This is a genomic window from Sulfidibacter corallicola, from assembly GCF_017498545.1.
GTDB classification, from domain to species: Bacteria; Acidobacteriota; Holophagae; order Acanthopleuribacterales; family Acanthopleuribacteraceae; genus Sulfidibacter; species Sulfidibacter corallicola.
The window spans coordinates 8,853,327-8,868,479 of sequence record NZ_CP071793.1 but is presented as its reverse complement, the minus strand read 5'-3'; the positions used below and the strand labels follow the sequence as shown (position 1 = coordinate 8,868,479).

At 60.3% G+C, this 15,153-nt stretch carries 9 protein-coding genes; 6 read left to right on the top strand and 3 right to left on the bottom strand.

The window, feature by feature from the left end; all coding sequences use genetic code 11:
* Positions 1-73 precede the first annotated feature (73 nt).
* The 6 genes from J3U87_RS26955 to J3U87_RS26930 all read left to right on the top strand — a co-directional run bounded on the left by J3U87_RS26955 (position 74) and on the right by J3U87_RS26930 (position 6,878).
* Entirely contained in the window at positions 74-1,024 is a 951-nt protein-coding gene (locus tag J3U87_RS26955; RefSeq protein WP_337249543.1) for an acyltransferase domain-containing protein, read from the top strand.
* Between the two features lie 87 nt (positions 1,025-1,111).
* Positions 1,112-1,924 carry a 4'-phosphopantetheinyl transferase family protein gene (locus tag J3U87_RS26950; RefSeq protein ID WP_237378888.1) on the top strand — a complete coding sequence of 271 codons (813 nt, stop codon included), beginning with the start codon at positions 1,112-1,114 and terminating at the stop codon, positions 1,922-1,924.
* 66 nt (positions 1,925-1,990) lie between these two features.
* Entirely contained in the window at positions 1,991-2,818 is an 828-nt protein-coding gene (locus tag J3U87_RS26945; RefSeq protein ID WP_237378887.1) for a hypothetical protein, read from the top strand.
* Between the two features lie 27 nt (positions 2,819-2,845).
* Positions 2,846-4,375, top strand: coding sequence for a hypothetical protein (locus J3U87_RS26940; protein WP_237378886.1), 1,530 nt, complete (start codon positions 2,846-2,848; stop codon positions 4,373-4,375).
* Positions 4,376-4,704: 329 nt separating this feature from the next.
* Positions 4,705-5,541: an oxidoreductase gene (locus tag J3U87_RS26935; RefSeq protein WP_237378885.1), complete on the top strand. Its 837-nt coding sequence runs from the start codon at positions 4,705-4,707 to the stop codon at positions 5,539-5,541.
* 323 nt (positions 5,542-5,864) lie between these two features.
* Complete coding sequence (locus J3U87_RS26930; protein WP_237378884.1) at positions 5,865-6,878, top strand: AraC family transcriptional regulator; 1,014 nt, start codon at positions 5,865-5,867, stop codon at positions 6,876-6,878.
* A gap of 38 nt (positions 6,879-6,916) precedes the next feature.
* On the opposite strand, the gene J3U87_RS26925 is transcribed toward J3U87_RS26930, so the two are convergent.
* From J3U87_RS26925 to J3U87_RS26915, 3 genes are all read right to left on the bottom strand, one after another.
* The gene (locus J3U87_RS26925) at positions 6,917-7,327 is read right to left on the bottom strand and encodes a hypothetical protein (protein ID WP_237378883.1); all 411 of its coding nucleotides are present in this window, start codon (positions 7,325-7,327) and stop codon (positions 6,917-6,919) included.
* Positions 7,328-7,738: 411 nt separating this feature from the next.
* Entirely contained in the window at positions 7,739-11,095 is a 3,357-nt protein-coding gene (locus J3U87_RS26920) for a sensor histidine kinase (RefSeq protein WP_237378882.1), read from the bottom strand.
* Positions 11,096-11,349: 254 nt separating this feature from the next.
* On the bottom strand, positions 11,350-14,652 hold the full coding sequence (locus tag J3U87_RS26915; RefSeq protein WP_237378881.1) for a ligand-binding sensor domain-containing protein: 3,303 nt from the start codon (positions 14,650-14,652) through the stop codon (positions 11,350-11,352).
* Positions 14,653-15,153 lie beyond the last annotated feature (501 nt).

Genomic DNA, 15,153 nt, shown 5'->3' with positions numbered 1-15,153 from the left:
CCACGCCCCAGTTGCCCCTTCGTCCTCGGATGTCTTCGGCCACCACCTCAAGAACCAAAAAGGAACCCACACCATGAGTCGTCTTCCAATCGCGTTTATGTTTTCGGGCCAAGGTGCTCAATTTTTTCATATGGGAAAGGAACTGTACGAAGGAGAACCCGTGTTCCGTCGCGCCCTCGAGGCTTGCGACGAACTGGCCCGCCCGTTGTTGGGCCAATCCCTGATCGACATCGTGTTCGATCCCTCCAAAAAGAAGTCGGACCCGTTCGACCGCCTGCGTCACACCCATCCGGGCTGCTTCATGCTGGGTTATGCCATGAGTGAATTGCTTCGATCCAAAGGCATCCGTCCCGATTTCGTGCTCGGTTATTCGCTGGGCGAGTGGAACGCGGCGGTCGAGGCCGGAGTTTTCGATGTCCAGGAGGTCATACCGCTGCTGGTGCGTCAGGCGTTGACTTTCGAGGACAAAACGGTGGAAGCGGGCATGATGGCGATCCTGGGCCCGCCCGAGATGATGCAGGAGCGGGCTTCGATGTTCGAGGGCACCTGGCTGTCCGGGATCAATTTCGCCACCCATTTCTGCGTGACCGGCACTTTCGATCGCCTCGACCACATCGAGACGTCGCTGTCCGACGAAGACATCATCTGCCAGAAGTTACCGGTGCGCCGAGGTTTCCACTCCCCGCTGATCGAGAATGGCAGGGCCGGTTATTTCGATGGCCTTTCCCCCGCGAAGGAGCCGCGCATCCCCTTCTTTTCCGGGGTGGCCGGCGGACGGGTGGACTTCCCCGATCAGGCCCATTTCTGGCGGTCGTGCCGGGAAGCGGTGCAATTCGAAAAAGCGGTTCAGACGCTGGAGCGAATGGGTCCCCTGCGCTATGTGGACCTGGGGCCCTCGGGTACGCTCGCCAATTTCGTCAAGTACGGGGCCGGTAGGATTTCCACGTCCAAAACCGTCAACATCCTGACGCCCTTCGGCCGAGAACTGAGCATGCTGGAAAAGGCGGTCGCCGCGCTGCGTTGACGCTCCGTGAGGATCTCTGCCGCGGCGCCCCGTTCCGGCGTGCCGCACCCCACTCCCCTTCCCCCAAAGCCATTCCAAGGAACCGACATGCCCATCAGCGAGTCCGACAACTGGGCCACGCCGCTCGAATTACACGACGACGAAATCCACGTGTGGCTGGCCTTTTCCAACCAAATCACCGATCCCGACCTCCTCAAGCGCTACCATCTCTACCTCAATCCGCTCGAGGCCAAGAAACAGAAGCGCTTCTATTTCGAGCGGGATCAGCACCAGTACCTGGTCACGCGTGGTTTCATTCGCAGCCTGCTCACGCGATACGTGCCCGAAGTTCGGCCCTCCATGTGGACCTTCGAGACCAATAAATACGGCCGGCCCTCGATCGTGCGCGAGCCCGAATGGCCGAATCTCCGTTTCAACATTTCCCATACCCGCGGCCTGATTTCGATCGCCGTCGTCAAGGATTTGGAAGTGGGTGTCGACGTGGAGCAGGTCACGCGCGACGGCGAGCAGATCCAGATCGCCGATCGCTTCTTTTCGAAGCGCGAGGTGACGGAGCTGAAGAGCCTGCCGGAAGCCAACCAAAAGGATCGCTTCTTCGATTATTGGACGCTGAAGGAATCCTATATCAAGGCGCGTGGCATGGGGCTGTCCATCCCGCTGGGCGATTTCAGTTTCCTGCTCGAAGAGGGGCGCCGGATCGGCATCTACATCGATCCCAAACAGCTCGACGACCCCGAGCGATGGCAGTTCCGCTCGTGGCGTGTGTCGGACGAACACAAAATGGCCCTGACCCTCGAGCGCAAACCCGGGGTCTCGTTCCGTCTGTCGCTGCGCAAGGCCGTACCGCTGGTCGGATCCGAACCCTTCACCTGCGAGATGCTGCGCGACTCGATGGATTGAGCCCGCACCGTTCAACCTCCCCGAATTTCTTCAACCACCGAAACGGGTCGTTTCAGGAGTGTTCCGTTGATCAATCTGTTCGTTGCATTTTTCGCCTTCGCCTTTTCACCGCCGCCTTCGCAGGTGGTGCCCTTCCCCGACCAGGACGACATTCGTCTGCAGTTCTTCTCTTCGCCGGGTTACGACGGCAAGGTCTTCTTTTTCGCGCCCCACGAAAACGAGAAGGTGGTCAACGATTACCTCGCCGAGAAGGTGGTGCGCGAGCGAGGGCACTTGTTGATCCTTCGCCAGCACGGTGAGCGTCACCTGACCCTCACCGTGAACGAGGGGCGTTACGAACTGGATCCCAACCGCATGTTCACCTCGGCGGGTGCCGCGTCGTCGTTGCTGCGGCTCAACGAAGGTTTGACCCGCGAACATCCGGACTTCGAACCGACGATGGCCAGGGCCCTGGCCATCGGCCACTGGGTGGTCGGGCACATGAACGACCTGAAGCGCGGCACGGTGGTGGTGGCGATTCACAACAATACCGACGGCTACGACGACGACGGAAAGGGCGGCATCGGCACCGTATCCATGGAACGCTACCAGAAGAAACTGGACAAGGGCGCCAAGTACATCGCCAAACTGCACCACGGCACCCATGACGAGGACGACCTGTTTTTCATCAACCGCAAGCGGGATTTCCGCAAGCTGCGCAAATGGGGCTACAACATCGTGCTCCAGCATCGCCAGGTGGCGACCCTACCCGATGAGGACGACGGATCCTTGTCGGTATTCGCCGAGATGAAGAAGGTCCGCTACATCAATATCGAAGCCCAGCGCCGCGAGGGCTGTGACCACCTGGACGTCCAAAAGAAAATGGTGGATCGCGTTTTTCGGATCGTCTTTTAAGGAACCTCGAAACGCGCGGAGGTCGCCATGCGCATGACCGAAATGGATCATCCCCACACGTCCCGGTTGGATCGGGTGCCCACGATCGAGGCCCTGAACCTGCTGGCCGATGCCGATCGCGAGCTGTTCGGCAGCGATGCCTGGGGCGCGGGCCTGCTGGATCCCGACTTCCTGGCGGGCCTGGAGGCGCTGTGGCGCCGAATCCACGACACGCTGCGAAAGCCGGGCGGTCGGGTGGTGTTCGGCGGAGCGGGAACCAGTGGGCGTCTGGCGCTGCAGTGCGCGGCGACAAGTGGCAAACCCCAGGTTCATGGGTTGTTGGCCGGCGGCATGGCCGCCTATTTCCGAGCCCGGGAAGGGGTCGAGGACTCCCCTGCCGCCGGGCACGCCGATCTGGTCCCCTACCTGGCCGATCCGGGGCCGGCCGTGTACGTGGGCATCACGTGTGGTCTTTCGGCGGCCTATGTGGCCGGCCAGGTGGCGGCTTGTCTGGATCGTCCCGACACGACGGTCGCCGTCTTGGGGTTCACCAGTCCCGGGACCGCCGTCGATCGGCCGCTGACCGGATTGGGCCGTCACGGCGACTCGTTCCGCGCATTGCTGGCGACCATGCAGGAAATGCCGGACGCCTTTGTGTTGACCCCCGCCATCGGGCCCGAGCCCCTGACCGGGTCGACCCGCATGAAAGGCGGCACCGCGACGAAAATCACACTCGATGTGCTGCTCGGGACGGAAGCACCGCGGGCCCGAATCGAGACATGTCGACAGGTGCTGGCCGACGCCTACCACCGTGCGTCAGATCTGTCGCACGTGATCGAGGCGGCCGTCGCCTGTCTGGCCGAAGACGGCCAGCTCGTCTACCTCGCCCCCGATCGGTTGGGGTTGATGGCGATCTTGGATGCGAGCGAATGCCCGCCCACTTTCGGCGCCAAACCGAACCAGGTCCAGGCACGGGTGCCGGGTACCGTGACGCGCTGGCTTCCTGGCTTCGATATGAGCCTTCACCGGCTCGTACCGGTCGAAGGGTGGTTGGGCGATGGCGCCAAAGGACGGCGGATACCGCCGCGTGCGGTGTTGGCCTTGCGGCCACCCGAGGCCATTCTTCCTCCCGGCGTGGCCGTCCCGGGCGATGCCATCCTGCTGACGTTGCCCGAGCCGGACGCGGTACGGACCTGGGACGCCGGCCTGCGCGACCTGTGGTGGAAGTGGCGGCTGAATGCCGTTTCCACGCTTGGTTTCGTCGGGGCCGGTAAGGTGTTCGGCAATCGCATGATCGATCTGCGCATCAGCAACTTGAAGCTCTACACGCGTGCCTGTCGCATCGTGGCCCACCTGGGGCGATGCTCGGAAGATGACGCGGACGATGTGCTTCGGCGCTTGCTGGACGCGACCGTGGGCGTGCCGCGCGAGGCGTTGATCGCGCGCGCGGTGCGGCAGACGCGCCTGGTCCCCCGAGCGGCGTTGGTGGCACGGGGCCTGACGCCCGAGGCGGCGGAGGCGCGGTTACGGCGCCACCCTAAGATCGTCGACGCCCTCGCCGCAGAAGGCATCGAGTAGCGCCTGGGCTGCACATCTCCCCAGGATTGGCCGCGAACGGTGACCGTCCAAGCGTTCGATTGATCGCGAGCAACGGCCATCCAAGCATCCGGTTGATCGCGGACAATGCCCATCCCAACATACCGCAAGGCATGGATGGGTTTGCCCCGGGTCGCACCTTTCGGGCGATCCGAAATGCGAAATGTCACCTTCTGGATGGGGCCCGTCGCGTATTGCGGCCGGGGTGGCGCCAAATGAATCAACCATGGCGCGATCCGCCATTTTCCCCAATTGGGTTTCCCACTAAATTGGTGACCAGTAAGGAACGCCGATTGGCACAGGGGGACATCATGAATTCAGCTACCGCGAAGAAAAAAGTGGCCTTGATTACGGGCGCATCCTCGGGCTTGGGAAAAGCCTTCGCCAAAGCATTGTTGCGCGAAGGCATGGTCGTGTACGCCGTCGCCCGACGCTTGGACGCCATGACCGATTTGGTGCGTTTCGGCGCCATCACCTTGAAGATGGACATCACCGTGGACGACGAGGTACGCGCCGTCGTGGAGACCATCGAACGCGATCACGGTGGCGTGGACGTTCTGATCAATAACGCCGGTTTCGGTTTGTACGGTGCCATGGAAGACGTCGCCATCGACGACGCCCGATACCAATTCGAAGTCAACCTGTTCGGCCTGGCCCGCCTGACGCAGTTGGTACTGCCCTCCATGCGGATAAAACAGGCCGGCAAGATCATCAACATCTCTTCCATGGGCGGCAAGGTCTACACTCCGCTGGGTAGCTGGTACCACGCCACAAAACACGCCCTCGAAGGCTGGTCCGACTGCCTGCGGTTGGAACTGAGCCCGTTCAACATCGACGTGGTGGTCATCGAACCCGGCGCGATCCAAACCGAGTTCGGCAGCGTGATGATGGACCCGATGGTCCAGCGCTCCGGCAAGGGCCCCTACGGCGACATGGCCAATGCCATGGCCGCGGCGACGGAAGCCTCCTACCAAAGTGGCGGTGCCTCCGATCCCAGCGTGATCGTGAAGCTGATCCTGAAGGCCGTTCGCGCATCCAAGCCGAAAACCCGCTACGTGGCCGGCAAGTACGCCAGACCGATGATGTTCATTCGCAAGTGGTTCGGAGACCGGGTCTTCGACAGAATCGTCCTTTCGATGGTGCACTGATCGTCGCCAAGGTTCCCCGAAACACGGGTGGCGATGACGGCTCCGCGAAGAGTGGGTCACCGGAGTCGACCTCGACATCCCCATGAACGTATGTCGTCACGGTGGCAGTGACGCCGCCCAGGACCCCTGCGCTCGTGCACGGACCCGTATGGCGGTGGGGCGCGTCGAAGTACGCCCACCATGCACCAATGACCTCACCCGAATCGATGCCCACAAGGAGCAGGGCCTCGCCTCATGATTCGGCTCCCCTTTTCCGAAACCTCCCATAAACCCGAAGATATTGAAGCGATCCCCGACATGGGGATCGAAGCGAGGTCGTCCCCATGAAACAGGCAATCCATTTCAGCGTGAACCGGGGCTGGAAACTGATCATCGCGGACATGGGCATCAACCCGGGTCACGTCCTGACCCTGGCGGGTTTGCCCACCGACCTGTTCTCGCGCAAGGATGCGACCCTGACGGCGGCGGAGTATTTCAATCTCTGGCGCGGGCTCGAACAGGCCGCGGGCACCGAGGAACTGCCCTTGAAAATCGGTCAGGCGATTTCGGTGGAGGCTTTCGATCCGCCCATTTTCGCCTGTCTCTGCTGTCCCAACCTGAACACGGCACTGTTGCGCCTGGCCGATTTCAAGCGATTGATCGGTCCCATGAGGATGACGGTGGACATCAGCCAAGAGAGAACCAGCCTCACATTGACGTGCTACGGGCACGACGGTGCGATTCCGCGCTCCCTGGGTGCCGCCGAGCTCGTGTTTTTCACCCAGTTGGCGCGCTTGGCGACACGCAAGCGCATCATTCCCGTCCAGGCGGAACTCCCTAACCTCCCCTCCGATACGGCGCCCTACGACGTTTACTTCGGCACGCGTCTGCGATCCGGTCAGGCCGTACGTATCGGGTTCTCCGCCGAAGACGCGACCTACCCGTTCCTGACCGAAGATGCCGGCATGTGGAACTTCTTCGAAGCCGAACTCAAAAAAAAGCTGTCGGACCTGGACACCGAAACCAGCATCGCGCAAAGGGTCAAGAGCGCGCTGTTGGAAATGCTGCCCAGCGGCCAGAATTCGATCGAGGAGGTGGCCAACCGCCTGGCGATGAGCAAGCGTTCGTTGCAGCGTCACCTGAGCCGGGAGTCATCGAGCTATCAGGACATCTTGAACGGCACGCGCAAGGAGCTGGCGCAACACTACCTGGTGCGGTCCTCGATTCCGCAGGGCGAGATTTCCTACTTGCTGGGTTTCCACGACAGCAACTCGTTCCAGCGCGCGTTCAAGGGCTGGACGGGCGCAACACCGGGCGAATACCGCAGCAAGCACCTCGCGTTGGAGGCCCGTTCCTGACCTTTCGATCGGATCGGCCCGAAACATCAGGCCCCGTTTCATTTGTGCACATCCAACGCCTGTGCCAACAGCTCGGCTTCGAATTCCAGGAACACGAGGTGAATTTCGAGGATATCGAGCACGGCGTCCCGGTCGTCGCTCGGCACCCTCTCCAACCAGGTTTTTCGAGCGAATTGTGCATTTTCGAGTGCGCCCGTGTTGTGTTGCATGAGTAGTTTCAGGGCCGCGACTGGGTTGCGCCGTTCCCACAGTTCGATGGTCCGCGAGAATTCGATATAGGATTCCACCGTTTCTTGGAAGTATGCCGCCTCACCCTTTTTGGGGTTCATGATGTCGGAAAAACAAAGCCGGCAATAACTGGTGTAGATCGACCCGTAATAGTGCATATTCCGCCATTGCTCGATGAGCGCGTGGCTGCACTCTGGCGTGGGAGGCGTGTTCGCGATCATTTCCCGGCCCCGTCTCACCCATTCGCGAATCTCATCCATGCAATCGGCGGGAGTTTCTCCGCACATACCGGGACCGGCAGGCCAACAGGGGTCGAGGCAAAAGGTGTTGAACGGAACATGAATCGTCGGGCATGCGAGGATCGAAAGGAATAGAATGGATGGAATCATATAAACTCCAGAAAGTGAATTTTCGTGACAAACAAAAGATTACCATTTTTCGTTGCCTTCAATCCAGTTGTTGCCCATCCAAATTCGAGAAGACTGTAACCGCCAAATTGGTTTTACGATGCACGCTGTCCAGCTCGGTCACCCGTTACATTTGGAACCGGTGGTCACGCACCATTGGCGAAATGTGGTGAAAAAAGCGTTCTTCCTCAAACCCATGCCCAAATGGCAGCGAACAACTCCGCCTCACGAAATGGAATCGGCGGTTTGATGGGTACTCAGGCTTTCCGGTGCCAGGATCGCGGTGGTGGTCTCTTCGTCCACGGTCGGTGACGTGGGAGCGATCGCGGGCAACGTGAACGTGAACGTCGATCCCTTGCCGAAGGTGCTCGCCACCTGGATGTCGCCACCCATCAAGCGGCAGAAGTAGCGACTGATGAACAGTCCCAAACCCGTTCCGCCGTACTTGTTGTGGTCCTCGATCTGTGAGAACTCCTTGAACAGGCGATCCATCTTCTCCGGGCGCATGCCGATGCCCGTGTCGCGAACCTGGAATTCCAACCAGTGGTCCTTTTGGCGTCTGAGCCGGCGAATCATCAAGTGGATGTGGCCGCCCTCGGTGAACTTGTTGGCGTTGGTCAACAGGTTCAGCAGGACCCCGTGGAGCTTGGTGATATCCGTGATCATGAGTCCCGGGGGTCCCGGCTCGTAATGGAGCTTCAGCGTGTTCTTGTTTTTCAGGAGCATGGGCTTGATGTTGTTGAGCACGTTGCCGACCAGGGTGGCGACGTCGAACTCCTCCACGAACAGGTCGACCTTGCCCGATTCGATCTTGGTCAAATCCAGGATGTTGTTCACCAAGGAGAGCTGGTACTGGGCCGCCGATTTGATCTTGGCCACATCCACGCCCACATCCAAGAGCAACGGATGCGCGTCATCGGGTTCCTCCAGCTCTTCCTCGATCAGCTCACTGTAACCGATGATGGCGTTCAGCGGCGTACGGAGCTCGTGGCTCATGTGGGCCAGAAAGGCACTCTTCGCGCGACTGGCCTCGATCGCCATTTTCTGTTGTTCGGTCAACAACTCCATGCGTGCGCGCTGTCGTTCGCGTTCCCGTTGGCGGTGGATGAATCCAAAAACCAAGACAAATCCGATGGCCAAATAAGACATTTTGGCAAACCAGGTAAAATAAAAAGGAGGCTTGATTTCGATGTCCACCACGATCGGGTCTTCGTTCCAGACGCCGTCGTGATTGGTGGCCTTCACATGGAGGCGATAGGCACCGGGCGCCAGATTCGGATAGGTCGTGAACCGGCGGGTGCCGGCGAAGTTCCAATCGGGATCGAGGCCTTCGAGATAATAGGCGTAGCGGTTCAGGGCCGGCCGGGTGTAATCGAGCGAGGCGAACTCGAAGGAAATGAAGTTCTGGCGATAGTTCAGTTCGATGCGCGATCGGTCGTAGAGACGAATCCCCGCATCGCGGTCCATGATCCTGAATCCCGAAATGACCACCGGGGCGATGAACCCATCGTCGGAGATTTGGCCCGGATAGAACGAATCGACCCCGAGCATGCCCCCGAAAAACATTTGCCCGTTGGGTGAGCGGTAGGCCGATCCCTTGGCGAATTGGGTGTTGCGCAAACCGTCCGTGACGTCGAAGTGACGGAAATTACCGTTGACCGGGTCGAACCGTGTGATGCCCCGGTTGGTGCTGAGCCAAACGTAACCGCGGCGATCGGCCAGAACGCCGTTCACCGCGCCTTGGGGAATGCCGGGACCTTCCGGGAAGGTGCGCACGGAATCGTCTTCCTTGCTCAGGGCGATCAGGCCGCTGCTCCTGGAGGCGAGCCACCAGGTCTCGTCGTCGTCACACATGTGATAAAAGGCGTCGTCGGGCAAGATGTCCTGGTCGCCGTTGTTCGTGCCGAAGACAGTCATCTCCCCCGTCCCCTGGTTCATCCGGGCCAGGCCCTTGTTGCTGCCGATCCATAACAAGCCCTCGCGATCCGGCCAGAGGAAATGAATGCGCGCGGCGGAGAGGTTGCGGTAGGCGGGCACATCCGGAGTGAAAGGAGTGATGGTCCCCCGTTCCCAGTGGTGGACGCCTCGTCCGGTGCCCAGCCAAAGGCGTCCGGTCGCATCCTCGTAAAGTGAAAAAATGCGGTTGATCTTCTTGACGGTGGGATCCGCGGGATCGGGTTCCTCGATTCGATAGCGAACGAACCGCTCGGTCTGCCGGTCGAAATCATTGAAGCCGTTCAGGGTTCCGATCCACAGATTGCCGTCGCGAGCTTCCAGAATGGAAATCACGTAGTTGTCGCCGATGGTCGTGGGGTCTTCCGCCTGGGAGCGGTAGTGAACGAAACTCTGTTCCCTGGGATCGTAGCGGTCGAGTCCGCCGCCGTAGGTGCCCACCCAGGTCAGGCCGTCGCGGGTCGTGGCGATGGCGCGCACGTTGCCGAACGTCAGGCTGTCCAGGTCCGAAGGGGCGTGCGAGAGATTCGTGAATTTGGGCGGGCGTAGGTTGAGCCGGTTCACGCCGCCGCCCTTGGTGGCGACCCAAAGATTTCCCGAAGAATCCTCGAAGATGTCGTGGACATCGTGGTGGCTGATCGAATAGGGATCGTTGGGATTGGTCTGGTGGCGTCGCCACAGGAGGTCCGGCGCCAGGTAGCAGAAGAGCCCGCCAAATTTGCTGCCTGCCCAAATCCGACCATGGCGGTCCAGGTAGAGCGATGTCACCGTGAACTGATCGGGCTGGTTGGGACCTCGACGCGGCTTGGGCACCTCGGCATAGGTACCCTTGCCGAGATCGAGCACGACCAGATTGCGATCGGTGCCGATCCAAAGGGATCCCTCGTTGTCCGCCACGAGGCTGCGGATCTCGCGCTGGTGATCCAGTTCGGTCCCTTCCTCGCCGATCCATTCGAAGGTTTCGGTGGCGAGGGCCATGCGCACGAGCCCCTTGTTGGTGCCGATCCAAAGATATTCGTCCCCCTCTAGATACATCGACCAGATGCGCGCCCCCGGCAACAGGCCGGGATCGTAGCGGCGAACCTTGCCGGTGCGGGTGTCGAGACGATTGATGCCGTGGTCCAGCGTACCCACCCAAAGTGCGCCCCGTTCGGCCAGAATCACCGATTGAAGGTGATTCGAGGCGAGGCTCTCCGGATCGCCGGCGCGATGGCGATAGGGCCGAAACTGCTCCTTGTCGGGATCGAACCCGTAAAGTCCGCCTTTCCAGGTGGTCATCCAAAGGTGGCCCTCTCGATCAAGCACCAGGTCGCTGATGTTGTCATCGCCCAGGTTGGTTGTATGGGGATCGTCGTCATCCTTGTAGAAGGTCTTGAACTGGTAGCCGTCGAAGCGATTCAGGCCGTGGTAGGTGCCGAACCAGAGGAACCCCTCGCCATCCTCGCAAATGGTCCAGACGAAGTTGTGGGAAAGGCCCTGTTCGAGGTCGATTCGCGTGAAGCGGCCCTCGGTCTGCGGATCTCCCGCGCAAAGCGTCACCCAGGAGAGAACGAAACCCCAAAAGGCCAGGCGCAGACCTCGAAAGCTGCCGGCCAGGACGTCGGTCCCCTCTGAGTCCGTAATGCGCATCACACGATCCTCGCCCTTTTTCGCGCAAAGGTCCCAGGACCCATTCTCAATTCACAGCCTCTGAAAGCCATCATGTCGCAAACCCAATCGGAGAAATCGAAAAAAGATCGCCTCTCCCAGTTTTTTCATAGGAGTCGGCTTTGCGGTACCTGTCGAAATCAGCCTTTGCATTCATTGTACCGCGAAATGCTCCTTTGGCGCAGTCCCGCCCCGCGCCACAAGGCGCAATCCGGCTCGGCGCGGAGCCGTCCGGTTCAGACATGGGTCTCCCCTGTCTTGGGTTGTTCCACGATGATTGGCTTCATTTTGCGGATGGTGACGTTTTCGGTGCCGACCACGGCAGGCAGGTACATCGTGAAGGTGGTGCCGCGCCGGTACTGGCTGGCCACTTCGATCGAGCCCCCCATCAGCCTGCAGAAACAACGGGTCACGTAAAGGCCGAGGCCCGTTCCGCCGTATTTGTTGTGATCTTCCATTTGGGTGAACTCGCGGAACAGGTGTTGGAGCTGATGCTCTTTGATGCCGATGCCGGTGTCCTCGACCTGAAAACCGACCCACTCCTCCCCTTCGCGATCGTAGCGAAAGACCCGCAGGCTGATCTGGCCGCGAACGGTGAACTTGTTGGCGTTGTTGAGCAGGTTGAGCAGCGAGGCCTTGAGTTTGATGATATCGGCGACCATGTTGCCCGGATTGGCGGGTTCGAATTCCAACAGCAACTGGTTGCCCTGTTTCTTGAGGAGGGCCCGAAGCTGGCTGACCACCGATTCGACAAGCTCCCGAATGGGGAAGCGCTCGAGGAAGAGTTGAATGTCGCCGGACTCGATCTTGGTGAAGTCCAAGAGGTTGTTGACGAGGGACAACTGGTAGTAGGCCGCCGAACGAATCTTGAGGAGATCGGTGTTGAGCTGGCCGCGATCCTGTTCCGAGTGAATCAATTCGGCCATTTCTTCTTCCAGGATCTCGCTGTAGCCGATGATGTGGTTGAGTGGCGTGCGTAATTCGTGGCTCATTTGGGCCAGGAAGGCACTTTTGGAGCGACTGGATTCTTCCGCCATTTTCTGGCGTTCGAGGATTCGCTCGACCCGAGCCTTTTGCTCCAACCGCTTTCTACGCGCCTGGAGCAGGATGCCCGCGAACAGGAACAGGGCCGCCAGATAGAGCGCGTAGGCCAACGGGGTGCGGTAAAACGGCGGCAGGATTCGGATCGACAGGGTGAGCCCTTCCTCGTTCCAGACGCCGTCGTGATTGGCGGCGCGAACGCGGAACCGGTACAGGCCAGGCGCCAACAGCGGGTAATCGGCGACGCGTTGGCGTCCTGGCGGCGACCAATCGCGATCGTACCCTTCTAAATAATGTTGATAGAGGTTCTTCTCGGGTGCCGTGAAGTCCAGGGCCGAGAATTCGAAGAACAGAAAATTTTTGGAATGCTCCAATGCCACGGTTTCTTGGCCGAGCGGGGGCCGGCGCTCCCGATCCATGACGCGAAAGCGGGTGAGCGCGATGTGGGGCGGGTTCAAATGATCGTGAAGGTCTCGAGGGATCAGGCTGTTGAGGCCGAGTGGGCCTCCGAAAAAGAGTTCGTCGCCGGATTTGTGATAGGCACCCACCGAGAACTGCTCGCTCTGCAGGCCGTCGTCGATCCCGAATTCTCGAAAGGTCTCTTCGTTCGTGTCGAACCGGCACAGCCCCTTGTTGGTGCTGATCCAGAGCTGATCCTCGTGATCGGCCAAGATGCCGTAGACGATGTTGTTCGGCAATCCGTCACGCAGGCCGTAGTGGCGAAACCGGCCCGATTCGCGATCCAGCAGGCTGAGTCCACCACCGAAGGAGCCCACCCACAGGCCTTTGCCGTTTTCTCCGATCGACAGCACGGTGGCGTTGGGCAGGCTGGATGGATCTCCGGGGATGGGTTGGTGAGAGGAGAACATCTGCCGCTCGGCATTGAACTGGTTGAGCCCGCCGTGTGCGGTGCCCACCCAAATCGTGCCCTGCGAATCCTGAAAAATCGTGTACACGTGCGTGCCGCGCGGTGCGCCTTCCATCGTCGGGTGGCAGGGATGGTTGATGAAGTGCCCGTCGCGAAATCGCGAAATCCCCCGCGCGGTGCCGACCCAGATCTCGCCGTCGTGGGTTTCGAGCAGGCTTTCCGCCTGGTTGTCCAAAAGCGAGTCGGGTCGCTCGGGGTCGTGGAAGTAGCGACGGAACCCACCGCCTTCCTGCATGAGGTTGAGTCCCGCGTAGGTAGCCACCCACAGGCGATCGCGCCGATCCCACAACAGGGCGTAGACCCATGAATGGCTGAGGCTGTCCGCCACGGCGGAGTCGGCCAGGTAGTGCTGGGCGGTGTCGTTGCGTCGGTCGATGCGCGACAGCCCACCGCCGCGCGTGCCCACCCAGAGGGTTCCATCGGGCTGGGTCGTCATGGCGCGAACTTCGGCGGCCGGCAGCGAGTGAGGCTTGCCCGGCACGTGACGGTACAGCTCGAATTTGGGGCGTTTGGTATCCAGCTTGGAAAGGCCGCCACCGCGTGTGCCCACCCACAGCACGCGGGTCCGGTCGATCAGCAGCGAGCGCACGTCGTGATGGGAGAGGCTCTGCGCGTCGGTTCCGGAACTGAGATGGTGGGCCCAGCGCCCGGTCATCTGGTCGTATTCGAAGAGTCCGAAAAACAGGGTGCCGACCAGCAATCTACCGGCGCTGCCACTGATGATCGTGTTGATGTTGGTCGGCTCCAGGGGCGTGCCGTCTTCCTTGATCGGCTGTTCCCGAACCAGGCGACCGGCGTTCAACTCCAAGCGAAACAGGCGGCGATCGGTACCGATCCAAAGGTCGTTCAGTTTCGAGAGGAACAGGGTGCGCACCTGGGCCTGATTCAGCTCCACCCCGAGCTGCCCTTGGGCCTCGAAACGCATGAAGGTCTCGTCGCCCGCATTGAAGGTGTAGAGACCACGCTCGGTGCCGACCCAAATCAAACCGTTCGCATCGATGGCGAGATCCCAAACCCGGCTCTGGCGATCGTCTTCCTCCCATTGAGGAAAAAACGATTGGGCACGGCCGGTCTGGCGATGAAACCGCACCAACCCGTTGGCATAGGTGCTGAGCCACAGGATATCTCCCTGGCCTCGGTGAATCCGCTGAATGCGGAGCGCTCTCAGGGCTTCGCCCCCCTCGCCTTCCGAGTTGAAGCGTTTAAAGGTGTCGCTGTTCGGGTCGTAGCGATTGAGGCCGCCGCCCCAGGTCCCAATCCAGAGATACCCGTCCTCGTCCTCGTAGATGCAGCTCACATTGTCGCTGGAGAGTGTGCTGGGGTCCGTCGCCTCCGATTTGTAGGAGCGAAACTGGTACCCGTCATAGCGGTCGAGCCCGTTTTGGGTGCCGACCCACAAAAACCCCTGATGATCCTGGTGGAGGGCGTAGACGGATCGATGAGACAGGCCCTGTTCCAAACCGATCCGCTTGAATCGAGGAGGATTCCAAGGCGAATGTTTGGCGTTCAGCCACAGCGTGGACGCAAGAAAATGGAGGATGAGGCACTGGGCAAGATACCGAGAGAACATGAACGGTTCGGTTCCCAATGGGCGATTCCATATTTTGGAAAGCTGTCGTTTGCGGTTGTTGGGGATTTTTGGTAAGCGGAGAAATCCCGGCAACATCGAGAAGATCCGCCGAAGGAGATTCACTAACCCTATCATGCCGGTGACGCATCAAAAAGGGAAAAACACAGTATCTTTTCTTAACTTAACCGTCACAAGAAGACAACGCTGCGCCAATCTGTCACCGGTTCCAGACACCTTGGCGGCGCATTGGTGTGCCAAAGACGTCAGACGCTCTCCCCTCCATGCTCGAATCACCGCGACCCCTCGAGCCGTGAACGGTCGCGTATCGGCCGTCCTTGCCCGAAAAGGGCGCCATTCCCCTATCCGTGCCGTGACCCCTGTCGCATTCTCGGTGGATGGCGTCCCGAATCAAACCGGTTCGCAATTCGGTGGCATGCAACGTGCTCTTACCGGGCCCTGTAGGCTTTCTTAAAAAGTCTCCTCTCCGAGTTCCTCACCACC